The following is a 21306-nucleotide window of genomic DNA, read 5'->3' as shown; positions in this document are numbered from 1 at the left end:
TCCCATGCCGAACTCAGAAGTGAAACGCGGTAGCGCCGATGGTAGTGTGGCATTCGCCATGCGAGAGTAGGACACTGTCAGGCACCTATTTAGAAGAGGCCTCCCATTCGGGAGGCCTTTTTGCATTTCTGTGTTCCAAAAATCTGCCATGCCACCGGGATTTTAGTAAAAGTGCTGGGCTATCAAGGGATTGCCCGTTACTCTTTAGCCGTTGCCGATTAACACGTGATGCTGCCAGCGAGGTATTGATGGCTACGTTGAAGGAAATTGCACAGGAAGCGGGGGTTTCTCTCGCCACGGTATCCCGGGTACTGAACGAGGATCCCAGCCTGAGCGTCAAGGAAGAGACCAAGCAGCGGATCTTCGAGATTGCCGAGCGGCTGGAGTACAAGACCAGCAGCGCCCGCAAGGGGGTACACAAGAGCAAGCTGCACTTTCTGGTGGTCTATGCCTATCCCCAGAGTACCGAGGTCAACGACCCTTACTATCTCGCTATCCGTTATGGCATCGAGACCCAGAGTGCCCGCCTCAATATCGAACTGACCCATCTCTACAACTGCGGTGAAGGGCGCGAACTGAGCGCCGTGGATGGCATTCTGGTGGTCGGTACCCTCACAGCCGAGCGTCTCGTCCAGCTAAGGGCTTGTTCCAGCCAGCTGGTGTTTGTCGACTGCCGTTCACAGGGAGAGTTCGACTCGGTCGATGTGGATCTCGCCCTGATCAGCCAGCAGGTCGTCGATTACTTCATCGCGCAGGGGCACCAGCGCATCGGTTATATCGGTGGTCAGGATGAGAATCCGGATCTGCGTGAACTGGCCTTCCGCGATTATGGCCAGCGGTTGGGGGTGGTGCAGGAGAGCGATCTCTATCGTGGGGACTTCTCCAGCGCTTCCGGCTACCAGTTGGCGAAGGAGATGCTGGCCGGCGATTGGCCCAAGGCGCTGTTCGTCGCCTCCGACTCCATCGCCATTGGTGTGCTGCGTGCCATTCACGAGAAGGGACTGGCGATTCCCCAGCAGATCGAGCTTATCAGCGTCAACGATATTCCGACCGCCAAGTTCACCTTCCCGCCGCTCTCCACGGTGCGGATCCACTCCGAGCTGATGGGCTCCCAGGGGGTCAATTTGCTGGTTGAGCGGCTGCGAGACGAGCGGGATATTCCACTCCGAGTGTTGGTACCGAGCAAGTTGACCCTGCGTGGCACCACTCGCTGATTTTAGTAAAATAACGAGCTTTTTAGTCGCACCATCTTGCGGTGGTGCGACACCTCTCCCAAGCAAACCTCTTTCCTACATCATCCCATTACGTCATATCATATTGTTTTATCGTTGATTTTATTGCAGTTCAGCCAACGGCTATCAACATCCATGCCACTCATCCATATCTTGTCCTCCTTTATCTCCCGCTTCTGATCTCGCTCACAAAACCATCTGTCCATTGTGATCAGGTTAAAACTTTACCAATCCAAAGCTGATATTTAGTAAATGTTTATCTAGAGTTTACCCAGTTAACGTTGCCTTGTTCCGGGAGGACATGTGAATAACTGGGAAAACGTCCAATTCGTTGGTGAAAACAGGCTGGCCCCGCGCGCCTACTTCTTCTCTTATGCCGACCACGCGCTGGCGGCCACCATGCAGCGCGAGCTGAGCCGCCGTTTTCTGAGCCTTGGCGGCCAGTGGCAGTTCCACTACTTCGACCACCCCCTGCAGGTGCCGGAGGCCTTCTATCACAGCCCCATGAGCGAGTGGGGCCAGATCACCGTGCCCAACATGTGGCAGATGGAAGGACATGGTCAGCTGCAGTACACCGACGAAGGTTTTCCCTTCCCCATCGACGTACCCTTCGTGCCGACCAACAACCCCACCGGCGCCTATCAGCGCAGCTTCATGCTGAGCCCAGCCTGGGACGGCGAGCAGGTGATCATCAAGTTTGACGGGGTGGAGACCTACTTCGAGGTCTATGTGAACGGCCAGTATGTCGGCTTCAGCAAGGGGAGCCGTCTCACCGCCGAGTTCGATATCAGTGCCTACGCCAAGGTTGGCGAGAACCTGCTGTCGGTACGGGTGATGCAGTGGGCTGACTCCACCTATATCGAAGATCAGGACATGTGGTGGATGGCGGGGATCTTCCGCGACGTCTATCTGGTGGGCAAACCGGCCACCCATGTGCAGGACTTCTTCATCCGCACCGCGCTGGCTGATGACAATCAAAGCGCCACCCTGAGCTGCGATATCCAGCTGGATAATCTGGGTGCGCCTGCCCGTGATCACCGCTTGGTCTGGTCGCTGCTGGATCAGGGTAGCGAGATCGCCAGTGGCGCCCTCGACCATCTCGCCATCGATGGCAAGTGTGATTGCCGCTTCACGCTGGATCTGGCCAACCCCCATCTGTGGAGCGCCGAAGACCCTTACCTCTATCAGCTGCAACTCTCCCTCTACAACGGTCAGGGCGAGCTGCTGGAAGTGATCCCGCAGCGAGTCGGGGTGCGTGAAATCAAGGTCAAAGATGGCCTCTTCTACGTCAACGGTCACTACCTCAAGCTGCATGGGGTGAACCGTCACGACAACGACCACCTCAAGAGCCGCGCGGTCGGCATGGATCGTGTTGAGCGCGACATCGTGCTGATGAAGCAGCACAACCTCAACTCGGTGCGCACCGCCCACTACCCGAACGACCCGCGCTTCTACGAGCTGTGTGACCAGTACGGCCTGTTCGTGATGGCGGAGACCGACGTGGAGACCCACGGCTTTGCCAACGTCGGCGATCTCAGCCGCATCACCGACGACCCCTTCTGGGAGCCGGTGTTCGTGGATCGCATCGAGCGCCACGTGCACGCCCAGAAGAACCACCCCTCCATCATCATCTGGTCGCTCGGCAACGAGTCCGGCTACGGCTGCAACATCAGGGCCATGTACCAGCGCTGCAAGGCGATCGACCCGACCCGGCTGGTGCATTACGAAGAGGATCGCGATGCCGAGGTGGTGGATGTGGTGAGTACCATGTACTCCCGCGTCTCCCAGATGAACTGCTTCGGCGAGTTCCCGATGGCGAAGCCGCGTATTATCTGCGAATACGCCCACGCCATGGGCAACGGCCCGGGTGGCCTCAGCGAATATCAGCAGGTCTTCGACCGTCATCCCCACATTCAGGGTCACTACATCTGGGAGTGGTGCGATCACGGCATTCTGGATCAGGACGAGCAGGGCCGCCCCGTCTACAAGTACGGCGGCGACTACGGCGACTACCCCAACAACTACAACTTCTGCATGGATGGCCTCATCTATCCGGATCAGACCCCGGGGCCTGGCTTGCGCGAATACAAGCAGGTGATCTGCCCGGTCAAGGTGCGTGCGCTGGATCTGGCGAGCGGCAAGCTGGAAGTGGAAAACCGTTACTGGTTCTCCACTCTCGACGACATCCGCCTGCTGGTCGAGGTGAAGGCAGAGGGCGAGCTGCTGGCCAGCCAGCAGATCCGGCTGGAAGGGGTAGCTCCCGGTGCCACCACCGAGTTGCAACTCGAACTGCCCATGCTTGATGGGCGGGAAACCTTCGTCCAGCTGCGGGTCATCAAGGCCACTGCCACCCGCTACAGCGCGGCGGAGCACGAGTTGGGCCAGTACCAGTTCCGGCTGAAAGAGTCGACTCGCCAGTTGCAGCCCTTTGCCAATCCCAACGCTACTGCGCTGCAGATTGCCGACGAGCGGCTCGCGCTGACCCTGAGTGGCAGCGGCTTTGCTCTGCGTTTCTCACGCCTCGACGGCAAGCTGGTGAGCTGGCAGCAGGATGGCAATGAGCTTATCGAGCGGGCGCCGCGTCTCACCTTCTTCAAGCCGATGATCGACAACCACAAGCAGGAGTACGAGAGCCTGTGGCACCCGAACCACCTGCAGATCATGCAGGAGCACTTCCGCACTCTGAGCTGGCGCCAGCTGGGTGAGGCGGTCGAGGTGACGGTCGAGAGCCTGATCGCGCCGCCGGTGTTCGACTTCGGCATGCGCTGCCGCTACGTCTACACCCTGAGCCCGAACGGTCAGCTGCACGTGGCACTCTCCGGTCAGCCCTACGGCGGTTATGACGACATCATCCCCAAGATCGGCTTCGAGCTGGGTATTCGTCAGGATCTCGACCGGGTGCACTACTACGGCATGGGGCCGGGCGAAAACTATCAGGACAGCCGCCAGAGCAACTGGATCGACAGCTTCCAGAGCACAGTCAGCGAGATGTGGGAGCACTACCCCTTCCCGCAGGACAACGGCAACCGCCAGCAGGTGCGCTGGGCGACCCTGACCAACCGCCACGGCGCCGGCCTCTACGTGCGGCCCGATGCCCCCATCAACCTGAGCGTCTGGCCCTACAGCTGGGAGCATATCCACGCGGCGCAGCACATCAACGAGCTGGAGCCGAGCGGTTATCTCACCCTCAATCTGGATCACAAGGTGCTGGGGCTGGGTTCCAACTCCTGGGGCTCCGAGGTGCTGGACTCCTGGCGGGTGCGCTTCGAGCCGTTCAGCTTCGGCCTGACCCTGCTGCCCATCGCTCGCGGCAACCTCAATCCGGCTGCGCTGGCCGGGCTCGATCTCACCATCAACGGCGGGAGGAACCTCGCATGATCACCCTGGACAACCTGACCCTGTTCAAAAACATCTACCGGGAGGGCAAGAAGTGGGGCCGCTGCGTGGAGGCCATCAACAACCTGGCCAACCTCAAGCCCGGGATCTGCCACTCCATCGGTGACTCCCTCACCTATCGCTTGCAGGAGGGGGCCAGCCCGGCCACCTCCCTGTTCGAGGGGCAGCGCCGCTACTTCGACGTTCACTACTACCTGGAAGGGGAAGAGACGGTGGAGTGGGCTGCCAAGTCGGAGTTGCAGGTCGAGCAGGTTTATGACGACACCACCGACCGCGAGTGGCTGGCCGGCGAGGTGCGCGAGCGCCAGAAAGTCGGCAACGGTCAGGTGGTGATCTTCGAGAACGACGAGGCTTACCGGTTCGTCGGCGACAGCCCGGTGCGCAAGCTGATCATCAAGGTCACCGTCGAAGGCGGCTACTTCAAAAACAAATAACAAGCCGCCGGTTCTGCACTGACAAAAGCCGGAAGGGCGGGGCTCACCCTACAACTAATGCCCCGTTCTTTCGCTGAGATAACTACAGGTCTGGAGATGCCCCATGTCTGATTCCAAACGCAATACAATAGGCAAGTTTGGTCTGCTGTCGCTCACCTTCGCGGCGGTATTCAGCTTCAACAACGTCATCAACAACAACATCGAGATCGGTCTGGCCTCGGCACCGATGTTCTTTCTGGCCACCATTTTTTACTTCATTCCGTTTTGCCTGATCATTGCGGAATTTGTGTCACTGAATAAGAACTCCGAAGCGGGCGTCTATGCCTGGGTGAAGAGCTCCCTCGGCGGTCGCTGGGCCTTTATCTCCGCCTACACCTACTGGTTCGTGAACCTCTTCTTCTTCACCTCGCTGCTGCCGCGGGTCATCGCCTACGCCTCCTATGCCTTCCTCGGCTACGAGTACATTCTCACTCCGGTGGCGACCACGGCATTGAGCATGGTGCTGTTTGCCTTTGCCACCTATGTCTCCACCAACGGCGCCAAGATGCTTGGCCCCATCACCTCGGTGACCTCGTCCCTGATGCTGCTGCTGACCCTCTCCTACATCCTGCTGGCAGGTGCGGCACTTGTGGGCGGCGTGCAGCCGGCTGACCCCATCACGGTAGAGGCCATGATCCCCGATTTCAGCTGGGCCTTCCTCGGCATCACTACCTGGATCTTTATGGCAGCCGGTGGCGCCGAGTCGGTGGCGGTCTACGTCAATGACGTGAAGGGCGGCTCCAAGTCCTTCGTGAAGGTGATCATCATCGCCGGGATCTTTATCGGCGTGCTCTACTCTATCGCGTCGTTGTTGATCAACGTGTTCGTACCGAGCGGTACCCTGAAATATACCGGCGGCTCGGTGCAGGTGTTCGAGGGGCTGGCGGCCTACTTCGGTCTGCCGGAGATCCTGATGAACCGCTTCGTCGGGCTGGTCTCCTTCACCGCCATGTTCGGCTCCCTGCTGATGTGGACGGCGACCCCAGTGAAGATCTTCTTCTCCGAAATCCCGGCCGGCATCTTCGGCAAGAAGACGGTCGAGCTCAACGAGAACGGCGTGCCCGCCCGTGCAGCCTGGATCCAGTACCTCATCGTGCTGCCGCTGATGGTGATCCCGACCCTGGGCTCCAACACAGCGCAGGATCTGATGAACACCGTCATCAACATGACCGCCGCCGCCTCCATGCTGCCGCCGCTGTTCATCATGCTGGCCTACCTCAATCTGCGCCTGAAGCTCGACCACCTGCCGCGGGAGTTCAAGATGGGTTCGCGCACTACCGGTATCACCGTGGTCTCGGTGTTGATCGCCATCTTCTCGGTGGGTTTCCTCGCCTCCACCTTCCCGACCGGCGCCGACATCATGACCATCATCTTCTACAACGTCGGCGGGATCGTGATTTTCCTCGGCTTCGCCTGGTGGAAATACAACAGATACGAAGCCTCCCTCAGCGCCGAAGCGCGTGCGAAAGAGGCCCAGCCGACGGCGCAGGTTGCCATGCAGACGCCATAGCCACTGCATTGAATCCCAATCAAACCGGGTGGCCGTTGGCCACCCGCAAACCGTTGAACCAGAAAAGGAAAAGAGAATGAGCGAGACGATCGAGTTTGCCGAATTCAAACGGGTCGAGATGAAGGTGGGCAAGGTGCTGGAGGTGGTGCGTCACCCCGGGGCCGACAAACTCTACATCGTCCAGATCGACGTGGGGGGCGAGCGGCCGCTGCAGACCGTCACCAGTCTGGTGCCTTACTACAGCGAAGAGGAGCTGATGGGCAGCGAGGTGGTGGTACTGACCAACCTCAAGCCCACCAAGATGCGCGGCGAGCGATCCGAGTGCATGTTGCTCTGCGCCGAGACCCCGGACGAGAGCCAGAGCGTACTGTTGCAACCGCGGGTGCCGATGGCGCCGGGCACCCCGATCGTCTGAATGGTATTGCGAGCCGGTGCGGGAGACGGCACCGGTTCAGCAACGAGGCTGTCCACGCGGCCCGATCATAACAAGAGAGTAAAGCGCGGGGCCAACAGACCCTTGCCGAACACATCACAGAGTCACAGCGCTCCCCGCAGGGAACGCGAGTCCACTGGAGGACACCATGTCTGAATCCGTACGCGGCACCATAGGCAAGTTTGCCCTGTTGTCGATGACCTTTGCCGCCGTGTTCAACGTGCGCAACATCGTCAACAACAACATCGAGCTGGGGCTCAGCTCCGCCCCGATCTTCCTGCTGGCGACCATCGTCTACTTCATCCCGTTCGTCTTCATCATCGCCGAGTTCGTCTCGGCCAACAAAAACTCCGAGTCGGGGATGTACGACTGGCTTAAAAAACCGCTCGGCACCCGGATGGCCTATCTGGGCTCGTTTCTCTACTGGTTCGTGAACCTGTTCTGGTTTGTCTCCCTGCTGCCCAACGTCATCGCCTACGCCTCCTACGCCATGCTGGGCTATGAGTACAGCTTCTCGCCCATGGTCACCTCGATCATCTCCATCGTGCTGTTTGCGGCGGCGACCCACATCTCCACCAAGGGGGCGAGCTGGCTCGGCAAGATTGCGGAGATCGTGGCCTATGGGGTGTTTGCCCTGTTCGCCATCTATGTGCTGGGTGCCCTGATGGCTCTGAGTGGCGATCATGTGCCGGCCCAGCCCATCACGCTGGAGGCGATGACTCCCACCGTCAACTGGGCGACCCTCGGCATCATGTGCTGGATCTTCCAGGCGGCGGGCGGTGCCGAAACGGCAGCTGCCTACCTCAACGATGTGAAGGGCGGCCAGAAGTCCTTTATCAAGGTGATCATCAGTGCCGGTATCGTCATCGGTGCCATGTATGCGGTCGGTTCCCTGCTGGTGAACGTGTTCGTGCCGCGCGAGAGCCTCACCTATGCCGGCGGCATGGTGGAGATCTTCACCGGCATGGCCCAGTATTTCGGGCTCTCCGAGGCGCTGGTGGGCCGCTTCGTCGGCGTGGTGCTGTTTATCGCCATGTTCGGCTCCATGATGATGTGGACCTCGGCGCCGGTGAAGATCCACTTCTCCGAGATCCCGCAGGGGGTTTACGGCGAGAAGACCACCCAGCTCAACGAGCACGGCGTGCCGGTGCGCGCCGCCTGGTGGCAGTTTGTTTTCGTGTTCGCGATGCTGGTGGTCAACGGCTTCGGCTCCGAGTCGGTGCAGCAGATGATGAACACCGCCATCAACCTCACTGCAGGGACTGCCATGCTGCCGCCGATCTTCATCATGGTGGCCTACTTCGTGTTCCGCTGGAAACATGACGACACCCCCCGTGACTTCCGCATGGGGTCGCGCAAGTTCGGGATGGGCGTGGTGTCGGTGCTGATTGCCATCTTCGTGGTGAGCATGAGCGCCTCCGCATTCCCGGCCGGGGTGGATCTGGTGCGCGCCTTCTTCATCAACGTCTTTATGACCGCGGTCTTCTCGGCACTGGCCTACTGGTGGATCTCCCGCTTCGAGAAGCGACAGGCCCGCAAGCTCGCCGGTAATGAGAAGAAAAGCGGCAGCGGCAAGCTGGCCAGCCAGCGCTGATCGGCTGAGCGAAAAAGCGGGACGGGCGGCCTTGGTCGCCCGTTTTTTTATCCATTTAGCGCCGGTTTGGCGCTATCTGGCCGCGGGTCAGCAACTTCCGCTATTCGACAAAGCAAAGGCGTTAAGCATTGATGAACAATTAACCGCTGCACAACGTTGCGCCTCTCCGTTATCGGGGTAAGCTGGAGGTTCGTTTTAGCGGGAGGTGCCAGACATCTCCCGCTCTGTTTCTTGTCCTCCCCAATCCTGACTGCCGTCACGGCAGCAGGATGCCCTTCTGATGGAGACCTTTCGTGCGTCTGGATCCCTTTACTGTTGTGCTGATTGCGGTGGTCACCCTGGCCTTCCTCTTTCCCTGCGAGGGGCAGGTGGCCGTCTGGTTCGGTCTGCTGACCAAGCTGGCGGTGGCGCTCTTGTTCTTCATGCATGGCGCCAAGTTGTCGCGCCAGAACCTGCTGGCGGGCCTCGGTCACTGGCGGCTTCATCTGGTGGTGATGCTCAGCACTTTCGTGCTGTTTCCGCTGCTCGGGCTGCTGCTCACCCCGCTGGTACCGGGCTGGCTGAGCCCGGCCATCTACCTCGGCTTCCTCTATCTCTGCGCCCTGCCTGCCACCGTGCAGTCGGCCATCGCCTTTACCTCGATGGCGGGGGGCAATGTGTCGGCGGCGGTGTGCAGCGCCTCGGCCTCCAGCATCCTCGGCATCTTCCTCTCGCCGGTGCTGGTGGGGATGATGATCCACGTACAGGGGGAGGGGATCGACACCTGGCACTCCATCCAGGCCATCATGGTGCAGCTGATGCTGCCGTTCGTGGTCGGCCACCTGTCGCGTCCGCTTATTGGTCGCTGGGTCGATAGCCATCGCCCGCTCATCGGCAAGCTGGATCAGAGCTCCATCCTGCTGGTGGTCTATGTCGCCTTCAGCGAGGCGGTGGTGCAGGGGATTTGGCGTCAAGTAAGTTGGTACGATCTGGCCAGTATCGTTCTGCTGAGCTGCGTCTTGCTGGCGCTGGTGCTCTGCTGGAACGTCTGGATCAGCCGCCGCCTCGGCTTCGACAAGGCGGACGAGATCACCATCGTTTTCTGCGGCTCGAAAAAGAGTCTGGCCAACGGGGTGCCGATGGCCAACGTCATGTTCCCGGCCGCCAGCGTCGGGGTGATGGTGCTGCCGCTGATGATCTTCCACCAGATCCAGCTGATGGTCTGCGCCGTGCTGGCGCGCCGCTATCACGAGCAGGGGCATTGATACTCGCGACGTTTTTATTGCCATAACAAGAGGGAGGCTCGTTGGCCTCCCTCTTCTCATCTGCATGCCGACGGCGGATTAGCGTTTGCGCCAGACGGTCAGCTGCGCCACCGTGTGCTGGTATTTGCGGGCGGTCTCGCGGATGACGAAGGGCACATCCTGGGGCGGGCAGTGCTCCTCGAATTCGGCTGCCAGCAGCCGTTGCAGCGCCTGATAGGTGGTGAGCGCCTCGCCGTTTTCGCGAATGCCGCCGAGCCAGTTGGCGGGCGGGGTATATTCCGCCAGCCAGGTGTAGGGGCTGGTGAGCACCAGCAGGCCACCGCTGCGCAGTCGGGGTGCGATATCCCGCAGGAAGCGAGCGGGCTCCCGCAGCCGGTCGATCAGGTTGGAGGCGAGCACCAGATCGTAGTGGTCATATTTGGGCTTGAGGTTGCAGGCATCCCCCTGACTGAAGTGGATGCGCTCAGCCTGACTCGCCCCCAGCCCATGGCTCGACAGGCGCGCCTCGCAATACTCTACCAGTTCACCCTCCAGCGGAATGGCGTAGCGGAAACTGTCCTGAGTGGCGAGGGCCAGCGCCACATCGATGAAGCGGGCCGAGTAGTCCACCCCGTCCACATGCTGGAAGTGGCGGGCCAGTTCGAAGCTGGCACGGCCGGTGGCGCAGCCGATATCCAGTGCCCGCTGGTGGTTGCTGCACAGCTCGCCAGCAAGATCAGCAAGCGTCTTGGCGTAGTTGGCTACCCCGAAGTGGCTCGGGCCGTACTGGAAGTCGAGGTACTGAGCGACCAGCGTGTCGGTTTCATAGGGATTCACGATAACGGGTTCCTGATAACAGGAGACCAGATAGCGGAAACCCGCATGCTGGAAAAAGTGACGCCGGAAGGCGTAACGGGATGATTTGAGCGCTTCGTTACCTGTGCTGATCCAGCTGCCGCCCTTGATCAGGGTGTGCTTGCCATCAAAGGTGGGGGTAGAGAAGTCGTCGTAGAGCGGGTGGATTTTAAAGCCGTCGAAGCCATCGATGGCGGTGCTGGTCCACTGCCAGACATTGCCCACCAGATCGAAGAACTCCCCTTGTGGGCAGGTATCCACCGGGCAGGAGGAGGCGAAACGGGCCAGATTGATATTGCCGGGGGCCTGTGTCCAGTCCGGCTGATCGCCGGGTAGCTGCTCGCGCAGCAGTTGCCACTCTGCCTCGCTCGGCAGCTGGATGGGGAGTCCGGTCCTGGCCGCCTTCCAGCGGCAGAAGGCAGCCGCTTCCAGCTGGTTGACCTCCACCGGCCAGTCCCAGGGCATGGCGACCTGCTCGGTCATCAGCCGCAGCTGCAATTGCCCGGGTTCGGTGGGGTCACCGACCCAGAAGGTGGGCATCTGCGCCTTGGCGTACTGACACCAACCCCAGCCTTCCTCATCCCACCACTGTTGCTGGCCGTAGCCGCCCGCCTGGACGAAGGCGAGGTACTCGGCATTGCTCACCAGCATGCGGCTGGCCTGAAACGGGGCCAGCTCGATCTGGCGCTCGCCATATTCGTTGTCCCAGCCGTAGGTGGCGTCCTGCTTGCCAAGGCGCACCTTGCCGCCGGCCACCGGCAGCAGACTGTTGGCGGGTACCTGATCAATGCGGTGGCGGGCTTCGGGGCTGGCGGGCCAATAAGGCTGCGGCCGCACCCAGGCGAGCGGCAACTGGCGGATCAGCACGCTGGAGGTCTCGAGGTGGATGCGCTCGTGCTCTATCCCCATCAGGATCACCCAGGCTGGGCTCTGCCAGTCGATGGGCAGAGTGAGCGGCATCTGCCGGATGAAATCGCACACCAGCGAACGGACTTTAGCCCGATAGCTGCGCAGCTCGCTAACTTTGGGCCAGTCGTAGTGGGTCTCGTCCAGATCGTCCCAGCTCATCTCGTCCACCCCGATGGCAACCATGGCCTCGATGCGGGCATCCAGCCGCTGGTCGATCAGGCGCGCCGCCAGCAGCTTGTTGATAAAGAAGGCGGCGGTGTGGCCGTAGTAGAAGATGAGCGGGTGGCGCAGCGGGATCGCCTTGTTGAACCAGGCGCGCTCATCGGCCAGACAGTCGAACAGCGAATCGTAGAGATCGAAGGTCTGGCAGAAGTAGGTGAGCAGTTCGCGCCGTTTCTGCTCGGGATCGCTGCCGGTCAGGAACGGGGTGCGAGTCGGTTCCGGCAGACCGGTGGCGGTGGCATAGAGAGGGCTTGCTTGGGTCACGCTCTGACTCCTTGTTGGCGGTGAAGACTGACAAGACAGTGGTAATGACATTACCGCAATGGAGAGCTTGGTACGCACGAAGTACCACTATTGGCTCAACAGACCGGCAGGGCAATTAAAAACTTCCACGGGCTGTCAGCATAGTGACCGGCAGGGTGACCCGCCAATCAGCCACAATCATATCCGTTCGAGAATGGTTATTTTTACCAAAATATGGTCTAAATGGTTCTCTTAATTCTTCGGTTTGTTCTGGGTTTAATGGTTATTTCCTTTTGAATCATTAAGTTAATTTTTGGCTCACGCTTTGCAAAGCATGAAAACCAATTGGCCCTGGATGGCCAACACATAAGGAGGAGAGTAGCGATGAAATGGATGATGGTTGTCATGTTGATGGCAGGGCTCAGTGGTTGTCACTGGCTGGATCAGACCAGAGTGACCGGAACGGGGGCTGTGGTCGAGCGCCAGCAGGGGCTCGGTGACGGGGTGACCCGGGTGCTGGCGGGTGTGCCTGCCACCCTCCATCTGGTAGCGGGGGAGCCGCGCGGCATCCTGATCAAGGGGCAGGAGAACCTGCTGCCCTATCTGGAGCTGACCGAGAGCGGCGACAAGCTGGAGATCGAGGTGAAGGAGGGTTACCGGCTCGATCCTACCGAGCCGCTGGAGCTGACCATCACCTTGCCTGTGCTGAACGAACTGGCATTGGCCGGGACCGGCAACGGCGATCTGAGCGGCTTCAAGGGGGATGAGCTGGTGCTGTCGGTGGCCGGTACCGGTGACATCGTCGCCAGTCAGCTGGAGCTGAAACGGCTGGAAGGGAATATCGCTGGCACCGGCAGTCTGGAGCTGGGCAGCGGTTCGGCGCAGGCCATCGAGCTGAACATTGCCGGTGCTGGCGACGTGCTCGGGAGCGAGATGCGCGGCAAGGAGGTAGAGGTCAATATCGCCGGCAGCGGTGATGTGGCTGTACGGGCGCAGGAGACGCTGAAAGTCGGCATCGCCGGCTCAGGCAACATCGCCTACTGGGGCGATCCCAAGGTGGAGCAGCAGATCGCAGGCTCCGGCGGCGTGACCCGAGCGGGCAGCTGATATCAACCGATCACCACAACTGAAACAGGCCCGTCACGGGCCTGTTTTGATCAGAGGTGGCGGGCGTGAAAGCGCAGGTGCGCCTCGATAAAGCTCGCCACGAAGAAGTAGCTGTGGTCATAGCCCTCGTAGCGGTTGAGCTCGAGCGGCCACCCCTTGCTGGCGGCCACTTCGGCCAGCGCATCGATATGCAGCTGCTCGGCGAGGAAGGGATCATCCAGCCCCACATCCACCAAGGTTGGCAGCGGTGTGACCGGCTGGTGGCGCAGCAGCTGGCAGGCATCCCACTCCTGCCACAACAAGGGATTGCTGCCGAGATAGGCGCCGAGCGCCTTCTGGCCCCAGGGGCAGCGGCTCGGGTGGCAGATCGGGCTGAACGCCGAGACCGAGCGGTAGCGACCGGGCTCCCGCAACGCGGCGATCAGCGCACCGTGACCGCCCATGGAGTGGCCACTGATGGCGCGGCGGGTCGAGACCGGGAAGTGGGTCTCTATCAAGTCAGGCAGTTCGCGGGTGACGTAGTCATACATCTGGTAGTGCGCCTGCCAGGGGCTCTGGCTGGCATTGACGTAAAAGCCCGCGCCCATGCCGAGGTCATAACCGGGATCGTCCGCTACGCCGTCACCGCGGGGGCTGGTGTCCGGCGCCACCAAGGCGATGCCGAGCTCGGCGGCGATACGCTGGGCACCCGCCTTCTGCATGAAGTTCTCATCGGTGCAGGTGAGGCCGCTGAGCCAGTAGAGTACGGGCACCTTCTGGCCGGTGAGGGCCTGAGGCGGCAGATAGATGGCAAAATTCATCTCGCAGCCGAGCACGCTGGCGTGGTGGCGATAGCGCTTGTGCCAGCCGCCGAAGCTCTTGTTGCTGCTGATAATCTCCAGATTCATCGAAGGACTCCTGCACCCCGCCCACGATGGCGGGCGGGGTGATCATGCTCAGTAGTGGATGACGGTGCGGATGCTCTTGCCTTGGTGCATCAGATCGAATGCCTCGTTGATCTGCTCAAGCCCCATGGTGTGGGTGATGAAGTCGTCCAGCTTGAACTCGCCCTGCATATAGCGCTGCACGTAGCTCGGCAGCTCGCTACGACCGCGCACGCCGCCGAAGGCGCTGCCGCGCCAGACCCGGCCGGTGACCAGCTGGAACGGACGGGTGCTGATCTCCTGGCCGGCGCCGGCCACGCCAATGATGACCGACTCGCCCCAGCCCTTGTGGCAGCACTCGAGCGCCGCGCGCATCACCTTGACGTTGCCGATGCACTCGAACGAGAAGTCGACGCCGCCGTCGGTGAGCTCGACGATTACCTCCTGGATGGGCTTGTCATAGTCATTCGGGTTGATGCAGTCAGTGGCGCCCAGCTTGCGGGCCAGTTCGAACTTGCTCTCGTTGATGTCGATGGCGATGATGCGGCCGGCCTTGGCCAGGCGAGCCCCGATCACCGCCGAGAGGCCGATGCCACCCAGCCCGAAGATGGCGACGCTCTCACCTTCCTTCACCTTGGCGGTGTTCATCACGGCGCCGATGCCGGTGGTGACGCCGCAGCCGAGCAGGCAGACCTCTTCCAGCGGGGCGGCCGGGTCCACCTTGGCGATGGAGATCTCCGGCAGCACCGTGTATTCGCTGAAGGTGGAGGTGCCCATGTAGTGATAGATGGGCTGGCCATCTTTCGAGAAGCGGGTGGTGCCGTCCGGCATCAGCCCCTTGCCTTGGGTGGCGCGGATCTTCTGGCAGAGGTTGGTCTTGCCGGATTTGCAGAATTTGCACTCGCCGCATTCGGGGGTGTAGAGCGGGATCACGTGATCCCCCACCTTGACGCTGGTGACCCCTTCGCCGACCGATTCGACGATGCCGCCCCCCTCGTGGCCGAGGATGCAGGGGAAGACCCCTTCCGGATCTTCACCGGAGAGGGTGAAGGCATCGGTGTGGCAGACGCCGGTGGCGACGATGCGCACCCGTACTTCGCCCGCTTGCGGCGGCATGACCTCGACCTCTTCGATGGAGAGGGGCTGGCCCGGGCCCCAGGCGATGGCGGCCTTACACTTGATGCTTTGAACCTGTGCCATGACGGATGTCCTTATTGTTGAGCAGGGTGAGGAGAATGGGTTCGGACATCCAGTGTAGTTTCCCGCCGATTTGGTGATAATGAGGGCAAATCTCAAATCACTTTTACACACAGGTAATAATGTTCGGCTGGGAAGGGATCTGTGAATTTGTCAGCGTGGCGGAGCAGGGGGGCTTTACCCCGGCGGCACGCAAGCTGGGAGTGTCGGTGGCGCAGGTCAGCCGTCAGGTGGCACAGCTGGAAGATCGGCTGCAGGCCAAGTTGCTGCTGCGTACCACCCGTCAGGTACGGCTCACCGAGCTTGGCGAGATCTACTATCGCCACTGCCGTCAGCTGCTGGACAACCTCTATGAGGCGGAGCTGGCGGTGGGGCGCCATCAGGCGGTGCCGCAGGGCACCCTGCGCATTACTGCCCCCGTCTCCTACGGCGAGAGCCGCATCGCCCCGCTGGTGAACGACTTCATGGTGCGTTTCCCCCAGCTGGAGGTGACCCTCAACCTCACCAACCAGCTGCTGGATCTGGTGCATGAAGGCTACGATCTGGCGCTGCGGCTAGGCCATCTCAAGGATTCGACGCTGGTGGCGCGCAAGCTGGCGCAGCGGGTGCCCTATGTCTGCGCCTCACCGGCCTACACCGCCCGCCACGGCATACCCAATAGCCTCTCCGAGCTGACCCGCCACACCTGTCTGGTGGGCAACAGTGACGAGTGGCACTTTACCCTGGATGGTCGCCCCCACAGCGTGCGGGTGCGCGGCCTGTTGCAGTGCAACAGCGGCCATGCCCTGCTGGATGCGGCGCTCAAGGGGATCGGCATCATCCAGTTGCCGGACTACTACGTGAGCGATCATCTGGCCCGAGGGGAGCTGATCGAGCTGCTGCCCGAACTACGGGCCCCAGCGGAGGGGATCTGGGCTCTCTATCCCCATAACCGCCACCTCTCCCCCAAGGTTCGATTGCTGGTGGACTACCTCGCCGAGCGGCTGAGCGACCCGCACCAACCGGCGCTGGTGATGCCGATAGGCTAGGGCTTCTCTCGCTCGTTGGCTCACTGGTGGAAATCCCATGGCCTGAAAATAAAAGAGCCCTTGAGGAATCAAGGGCTCTTTTGCAGGCAACAACCGGATAGTCAGCGACTCATCACTCGATGTTCTGGATCTGAATGTTGTATAAACATTTTAAGTTAATGAAATTCAATGGCTTATGGCTATTTATTAAGACCTTAAATCCCAATGTGATACCGTTTGTGATACCACATTTGCCACGTACCATCTGACTAAACCGGGGGATTCCACACCGAGTTTTTTTCTGCACAGGACTGACAGGCAAAGCCGTCGTCCATCCAATCGATCGAGTTCAAGGTTCGGCTGTGACTACCACTCTGGAAATAGCTGCGATTGCACCACCTCATTTCGGGACCATACACCTAGGGGCACAGCTCTCCCTTGGGATTTGAGAGTGGTGCTATCAATGACCAACAGCAACTGCGATGTAGCCTTGTTTCGAGTGCGTTTTATATTGTGGGAACGCCAGCCTGAGCTTGCCTGAGTCCACTAACGATTTCAGATACTGCTGCCGGATGGACTGGGCATCTCTCTCGACGATGCTGGCAAGTGCAGAGATGGAGACGAAATGCCCCTGACAAACTTGGATCAGTGCGGCCTCCATGGTGCTGCGGTCTAGGCGCTTCTTCTGGCGCGGTTCGCAAGCCAGCTGGAAGAGATGCTGGCGCATAGTTTCAGTCAGGTGAGCCACATCATCGATATAGGGGGCGTCAAAATGCTCTGAGATTAGCCGCCCGTGCAGATCTCTAGTTGCGTTTTCTGTGGATCCTTCATCGCTATGTGTGGAGCTTGGGTCGTTATATGTGGAGCTCCCTTCGCTATGTGTGGAGCTCTGGCCGCTATATGTGGAGCTCTCTTCGTTATGTGTGGAGCTACCATTACCCATCTCTTGGGATGTTGAGGCAAAAGAGAAAACCTCATCCGGTGTAGGGTGCGAGACACCCGGCAGGGTATAACTCTTTTGCTTGAACTCGCCGCAGATCCCTATTGCCGAGAAAATTGTGTGGTGGGCAGGACGACTCGGGGTAGGCGCAGGCGCTCGCACTGAGAGCTTAGAAATTCACGCCAGTACGGCCAGACATGGTAGCTGGCGTTTTTCAGGGCAAATTCATCGATAGCGGCCTGTTCCAGGGGGACGACCATCTGGTATTCGGCAATATAATCACCCTCAACAAAGGCTTTGACCTCTGGTTCATCGCCTTCGCGTGGCATGATCCAACGTGCCCCGAGACGGATATAGACCCGCAGTAGCTGGCCATCACCCTCGATCTGAATCACTTCGCTACGGCGCACGACGTGCATCTGTTGCACCTGCAGTTCGGTCTGTGCATCAAAAAACTTCGGATCGAATTCATCCTGACTTTGGGCTCGGGTTGCCTTGAGATAGACATCGGCGATGTGCAGGCTCTCAATGGCCTGCTGTAGAGACTTGCTGACTTTAGCCATAACTTACCTCGTTCGAGATCTCATGGCGTTGCACCAAAGCAGCTTTTGCCTGGCGATACTGGGCGAAGCTTACCACAACGACATTTTCCCAGTGTTCGGCCTGGCGTAGGACTTTGGCATCGGCCAGCAGCTTATCCAGCGCGGCGGGGACGTCGGCAGCCAGCCGTAATAACTTATCCATCGCATCGGATTGCATCACGTCGTCCGCTTCGTACTTGGAGAAGGCGACCGGGCCGCCACCAAAAGCTTTGGCGGCATCCTCCTGGCTCAACCCCCAGCGCTTGCGCAGTTCGCGCACTTCGTTGCCGGTCAGTAGACCTTGCACCCGTTTTTTAAATGCGATCATGGCGCGTTTGTTTAAGCGTGCCTCGGTGGCCCCCGCTTGCGCACTGCCACAAGCATCACATACGGCATAGTGGCTTTCGATGGTGCCGTGCTGGCCCAAATGCTCAACGGCCATTAATTCACTGTGGGGGTGTAACAGCCCAGCCCCACAAATCGGACAAGTTTGAATCGTCATCTTGGATCCCTTATTGCGACATATGGCAGGAGACCAGCAGCAAGATTTGCCCCGTCTTACCAATCGCAAACTTCACATAATATTCAAAACGCATCTCTTTGCGCGCCGTGTCGACCCACTCGTTGCGCTGTAGCCGGTAGCCGTCACAGGCTGCCCATGGGCCAGTTGGCCGCTGTACGCACCACTCCGAATTCAGGTAATGGCCTTCGGTAATGGCTTGCTGGAGCAACTGGCGCACATCGGCAATCTCATAACCCAATCCGGTAACATCCTGAATGCACTTGCGTGTCCAGAGAGTGGTCTTGTCATCCCCCGCATCAAGTAACTGCCGCACGTCGTCTACAGGGTAGAGCGGGCCATTGTCGATGTAGATTCGTTCATCTCCGGCTTGATCCGGTGGTTGCCCCGTATAGGCACTAACATTTATCACATTGTTTACCATTATGGTAAGTTTTTCCACTTGTTTTACTGAATGGAGTCCATTGTAGCTGACGGTATAGGCACAAAATACCGGCCTGACCCCCACTTAAACTCGACTTGTTCTGACTCGCTCAGAGCACTGAGGTCAGCCAGGTCTTCGATGCTGAAACAAGTCATGGTTGTTTACTCCGTATATCTGACGGTTGTTGTGGCTGCACGAGTTATGGATGTGATTGCCATGCTGACCCAACAAGAGATAGCCCAGTACCAAGTTGCGCAGGATTAAATAGGCGAGAGCGGTCTTCTAGCAGAACGCGAGGCATCGGGGTGATCGTGGTTGGTGTTCTTCGTTGGTCTAGATCTCGAGGCTCCTCGAAGCCTCTATCATAGATAACCCCCCCCTTGCCCGTGAATAAGCCGCGTTGATGCAAAAGACCGTCTCCAGCATCGTCCAACCAGTACCAGAATAGAGAGACATTTGCAGGTAAATCTCTTTGGAAGTGCGCCAATGCTTGCTCTCGTTGTGTTCTACCTGGCTTTCTCTCTTCCTCGGAAAATACATGGAGCTCAACAGGCTTCAGGCAAAAACGCATTATTTCTAGCAGAGTTTTTCGACAGCCAGGGCGTGTTGGGCAAATGTAGTTGTCATAGATAGTTACCTTTTCGGCATTCAGTAATAAGGCCTTGGCCGCTCCAGCAAGTGATGTCGCGTCACGATTAAACTGAGTATTGAAATCAAAATCGTCATCATCAAGGTCTTGCCAGTTAGCGATGTAGTACGGGCGATTATCTGTCGTTCCGTCAACAACACGGTGGAAAGGTTGGGCTTGATGGCTGTCCACTGCAGCTTCACGCCATGGGGCTCCCGCGTATTCACGGTTAAAGCTAACCAAGCGTGACTCTTTGATCCTGAGGAGTTTCTCTGTTGCTTTATCTATCTGCTGGGCATTTAACGCAGTGGCAAGGTGGTCTGATACCTCTTTAAGCCAGTTTTCAGGGAAGCGCGAGAGAACCGCTCCTTTATCAAATCCCAAACGGGCCTCTAACAGGTTGAGGTCGGCCATATTTCGGATTTGGTTCGGGGAGATAGCAAATTCGAGATGCAGCATTAGAACAGCTCCCCCCGGCGTTCAGCAAAGAAACCATTTGGCCAAGGGGCATCAAATTCCCCTTCGTCAGTTGTCTTGATCGGCAGCAGGCGCGTTTTTCCGTTCTCCTGCTCGCAGAAAATAATCTGGATATCTTCTTTGCGGCAATAACAGCTGTGATTATCAGTGATGTCACCCTCTGCGGATTGGCGGCGTCGCTTAAGCAGCCTTAACATCAGGTGCTCGCTATGGGTTTCTACCAAAAACATCCGTTCTGGATCCTTGCGGCAGGCGTTCAGCATCATATCGGCGAGGCTGAGCTGCCATCTGGGGTGGATATGCAGCTCGGGTTGTTCGCAAGAGACCATCACGCCAGATTGTTCCAGACTGGTGGCGGCAATAAAGGGGAATACTTGAGATACTCCGACACCGACATCACAAGGGCGCAGCGGTGTATTGGCATTAGCTTCGGTTAATTGCACCTGACGCTGTTGTAGCGGAGCCTCTCCTTGAAAGCTGGCTTTGAAGTGATAACTGGAATTGAGCAAATCCACATGGTTGAAGCACTGATTAACCTGCTTGCGATACCCATCAGAACCAAAAGCAAAGTGATCCCAGCCTGCCGTGCCATCGTACCAGCGGCTACTCTTGGGCCTGCTTTCAAGCACAGTTCCTCTTCCAGGCACAATTCTCAATGGGCCTATATGGAGCAAGTTGAGCAGCTTTTGGCCCAGGAGTCGAAGTGGTGCCAGTGCGGCTTGCGATAGTGCTGCTTCGACAAACAGACGAGCTGCCAACGGATGATCAGGATAAATTTCCTCCCATGTGACTTGGGCTCCAGACAAGTCAATTCGTCTGGTAACGGGAGGGAGGGCATCTTGGCCTCGGATATATACGGTTTCCCACTGGCCGGAAGCAAAAACATTTCCTAACTCAAAGGCCTCATCGATGTACCAATGGGGAAGTGGAGCATAGTGAGTAATGGCCACATCGGGTTTGCCCGCTTGCACCTCAAACCGTAGGTAAGTTTGCCCTTGGCTTGAGCACTCGAAGCGGCTGACGAATGCTCTGTGTTTGAAGTCATCCCAGCTGATATCCAGCTCAAATGAGATGATGTCCGCGGTTGCATCCGGCCCGTAGTGTAAGTTGGTTTCAAGCAGCCAATCTTCTGGGGTGGTCAGGAAATCGTGCCAGATATCTGCGGTAGCATCCCGAAAGTCCAACGTAGCGCCCAAGGTAATGGTGTTGTTGAGATCTTTGCCATGCACCAGGTTGTGAAATCCGCCAAGCCAGAGTTGCTCACCGGTAATGGAGCTGTACTGGGGATCAAAATTGCGCTCAACGATCACCTCATAGAGATAGAGCAAGGCTTGCAGCACGGTACTCTTACCGGTGCTGTTGGCACCAAAGAGTAGGGTGATCGGTGCCAGGGGAATATGAGCTGTTTGGGCTATGCCCTTAAACCCGCCTATAGTCAGTGCGCTAATTTTCATCCTGTGCTCCCACTATTG

Annotated in this window: 18 protein-coding genes and 1 rRNA gene; 10 read left to right on the top strand and 9 right to left on the bottom strand. The window is 58.9% G+C overall.

Going from position 1 to position 21306, the window contains the following annotated elements; genetic code table 11:
* From rrf to OKC43_RS14750, 8 genes are all read left to right on the top strand, one after another.
* Positions 1-83: ribosomal RNA gene (gene rrf, locus OKC43_RS21740) — 5S ribosomal RNA — on the top strand; the annotation flags it as partial.
* A 165-nt stretch (positions 84-248) separates the two neighbouring features.
* Positions 249-1214 carry a transcriptional regulator EbgR gene (gene ebgR, locus OKC43_RS14780; protein ID WP_005342046.1) on the top strand — a complete coding sequence of 322 codons (966 nt, stop codon included), beginning with the start codon at positions 249-251 and terminating at the stop codon, positions 1212-1214.
* Positions 1215-1535: 321 nt separating this feature from the next.
* A complete protein-coding gene (gene ebgA, locus OKC43_RS14775) occupies positions 1536-4610 on the top strand; it encodes a beta-galactosidase subunit alpha (RefSeq protein ID WP_236271981.1) in 3075 nt (1024 codons plus the stop codon).
* Complete coding sequence (locus OKC43_RS14770; protein ID WP_236271982.1) at positions 4607-5062, top strand: beta-galactosidase subunit beta; 456 nt, start codon at positions 4607-4609, stop codon at positions 5060-5062. Before ebgA ends, OKC43_RS14770 begins: the two co-directional genes overlap by 4 nt.
* 103 nt (positions 5063-5165) lie before the next feature.
* Entirely contained in the window at positions 5166-6611 is a 1446-nt protein-coding gene (locus OKC43_RS14765) for an amino acid permease (protein WP_236271983.1), read from the top strand.
* A 76-nt stretch (positions 6612-6687) separates the two neighbouring features.
* Positions 6688-7026: a tRNA-binding protein gene (locus tag OKC43_RS14760; protein ID WP_005342042.1), complete on the top strand. Its 339-nt coding sequence runs from the start codon at positions 6688-6690 to the stop codon at positions 7024-7026.
* 166 nt (positions 7027-7192) lie between these two features.
* Positions 7193-8638 (top strand): amino acid permease, encoded by a 1446-nt coding sequence (locus OKC43_RS14755; RefSeq protein WP_236271984.1) that lies wholly within the window; start codon positions 7193-7195, stop codon positions 8636-8638.
* A 293-nt stretch (positions 8639-8931) separates the two neighbouring features.
* On the top strand, positions 8932-9882 hold the full coding sequence (locus OKC43_RS14750) for a bile acid:sodium symporter family protein (protein WP_236271985.1): 951 nt from the start codon (positions 8932-8934) through the stop codon (positions 9880-9882).
* A gap of 78 nt (positions 9883-9960) precedes the next feature.
* Here OKC43_RS14750 and ovoA read toward each other — a convergent pair whose 3' ends face one another.
* Entirely contained in the window at positions 9961-12111 is a 2151-nt protein-coding gene (gene ovoA / locus OKC43_RS14745; RefSeq protein WP_236271986.1) for a 5-histidylcysteine sulfoxide synthase, read from the bottom strand.
* Between the two features lie 363 nt (positions 12112-12474).
* Between ovoA and OKC43_RS14740 the strand changes: the two genes are divergently transcribed.
* The gene (locus tag OKC43_RS14740) at positions 12475-13197 is read left to right on the top strand and encodes a head GIN domain-containing protein (RefSeq protein ID WP_236271987.1); all 723 of its coding nucleotides are present in this window, start codon (positions 12475-12477) and stop codon (positions 13195-13197) included.
* Positions 13198-13247: 50 nt separating this feature from the next.
* Here OKC43_RS14740 and fghA read toward each other — a convergent pair whose 3' ends face one another.
* The gene (gene fghA / locus OKC43_RS14735) at positions 13248-14084 is read right to left on the bottom strand and encodes an S-formylglutathione hydrolase (RefSeq protein ID WP_236271988.1); all 837 of its coding nucleotides are present in this window, start codon (positions 14082-14084) and stop codon (positions 13248-13250) included.
* 48 nt (positions 14085-14132) lie between these two features.
* Positions 14133-15260: an S-(hydroxymethyl)glutathione dehydrogenase/class III alcohol dehydrogenase gene (locus tag OKC43_RS14730; protein ID WP_219265003.1), complete on the bottom strand. Its 1128-nt coding sequence runs from the start codon at positions 15258-15260 to the stop codon at positions 14133-14135.
* A gap of 119 nt (positions 15261-15379) precedes the next feature.
* Here OKC43_RS14730 and OKC43_RS14725 point away from each other — a divergent pair, with 119 nt between their 5' ends.
* Positions 15380-16285 (top strand): LysR substrate-binding domain-containing protein, encoded by a 906-nt coding sequence (locus OKC43_RS14725; RefSeq protein WP_005342034.1) that lies wholly within the window; start codon positions 15380-15382, stop codon positions 16283-16285.
* 439 nt (positions 16286-16724) lie between these two features.
* Here the strand turns inward: OKC43_RS14725 and OKC43_RS14720 are convergent, their stop codons facing one another.
* The 6 genes from OKC43_RS14720 to OKC43_RS14695 form a co-directional block, all read right to left on the bottom strand.
* Positions 16725-16991 (bottom strand): hypothetical protein, encoded by a 267-nt coding sequence (locus OKC43_RS14720; protein ID WP_123174018.1) that lies wholly within the window; start codon positions 16989-16991, stop codon positions 16725-16727.
* A 314-nt stretch (positions 16992-17305) separates the two neighbouring features.
* Entirely contained in the window at positions 17306-17767 is a 462-nt protein-coding gene (locus OKC43_RS14715; protein ID WP_123174017.1) for a preprotein translocase subunit SecB, read from the bottom strand.
* The gene (locus OKC43_RS14710; protein WP_123174016.1) at positions 17760-18287 is read right to left on the bottom strand and encodes a type II toxin-antitoxin system MqsA family antitoxin; all 528 of its coding nucleotides are present in this window, start codon (positions 18285-18287) and stop codon (positions 17760-17762) included. The genes OKC43_RS14715 and OKC43_RS14710 overlap by 8 nt, the downstream gene beginning before the upstream one ends.
* Positions 18288-18297: 10 nt before the next feature.
* A complete protein-coding gene (locus OKC43_RS14705) occupies positions 18298-18729 on the bottom strand; it encodes a hypothetical protein (protein ID WP_123174015.1) in 432 nt (143 codons plus the stop codon).
* A gap of 199 nt (positions 18730-18928) precedes the next feature.
* Positions 18929-19816 (bottom strand): hypothetical protein, encoded by an 888-nt coding sequence (locus OKC43_RS14700; protein ID WP_270659585.1) that lies wholly within the window; start codon positions 19814-19816, stop codon positions 18929-18931.
* A complete protein-coding gene (locus OKC43_RS14695) occupies positions 19816-21288 on the bottom strand; it encodes an AAA family ATPase (protein WP_193860883.1) in 1473 nt (490 codons plus the stop codon). Before OKC43_RS14695 ends, OKC43_RS14700 begins: the two co-directional genes overlap by 1 nt.
* Positions 21289-21306 lie beyond the last annotated feature (18 nt).

This window comes from Aeromonas sp. Y289-2 (genome assembly GCF_027705925.1).
Lineage (GTDB): Bacteria > Pseudomonadota > Gammaproteobacteria > Enterobacterales > Aeromonadaceae > Aeromonas > Aeromonas veronii.
This window is presented reverse-complemented; position numbering and strand designations above follow the sequence as displayed.

Coding starts and splice junctions, on each gene's coding strand:
- ebgR (WP_005342046.1), top strand. CDS start 249: ATGGCTACGTTGAAGGAAATTGCACAGGAAGCGGGGGTTTCTCTCGCC.
- OKC43_RS14770 (WP_236271982.1), top strand. CDS start 4,607: ATGATCACCCTGGACAACCTGACCCTGTTCAAAAACATCTACCGGGAG.
- OKC43_RS14765 (WP_236271983.1), top strand. CDS start 5,166: ATGTCTGATTCCAAACGCAATACAATAGGCAAGTTTGGTCTGCTGTCG.
- OKC43_RS14760 (WP_005342042.1), top strand. CDS start 6,688: ATGAGCGAGACGATCGAGTTTGCCGAATTCAAACGGGTCGAGATGAAG.
- OKC43_RS14755 (WP_236271984.1), top strand. CDS start 7,193: ATGTCTGAATCCGTACGCGGCACCATAGGCAAGTTTGCCCTGTTGTCG.
- OKC43_RS14740 (WP_236271987.1), top strand. CDS start 12,475: ATGAAATGGATGATGGTTGTCATGTTGATGGCAGGGCTCAGTGGTTGT.
- fghA (WP_236271988.1), bottom strand. CDS start 14,084: ATGAATCTGGAGATTATCAGCAGCAACAAGAGCTTCGGCGGCTGGCAC.
- OKC43_RS14730 (WP_219265003.1), bottom strand. CDS start 15,260: ATGGCACAGGTTCAAAGCATCAAGTGTAAGGCCGCCATCGCCTGGGGC.
- OKC43_RS14725 (WP_005342034.1), top strand. CDS start 15,380: ATGTTCGGCTGGGAAGGGATCTGTGAATTTGTCAGCGTGGCGGAGCAG.
- OKC43_RS14720 (WP_123174018.1), bottom strand. CDS start 16,991: ATGCGCCAGCATCTCTTCCAGCTGGCTTGCGAACCGCGCCAGAAGAAG.
- OKC43_RS14715 (WP_123174017.1), bottom strand. CDS start 17,767: ATGGCTAAAGTCAGCAAGTCTCTACAGCAGGCCATTGAGAGCCTGCAC.
- OKC43_RS14710 (WP_123174016.1), bottom strand. CDS start 18,287: ATGACGATTCAAACTTGTCCGATTTGTGGGGCTGGGCTGTTACACCCC.
- OKC43_RS14705 (WP_123174015.1), bottom strand. CDS start 18,729: ATGGTAAACAATGTGATAAATGTTAGTGCCTATACGGGGCAACCACCG.
- OKC43_RS14700 (WP_270659585.1), bottom strand. CDS start 19,816: ATGCTGCATCTCGAATTTGCTATCTCCCCGAACCAAATCCGAAATATG.
- OKC43_RS14695 (WP_193860883.1), bottom strand. CDS start 21,288: ATGAAAATTAGCGCACTGACTATAGGCGGGTTTAAGGGCATAGCCCAA.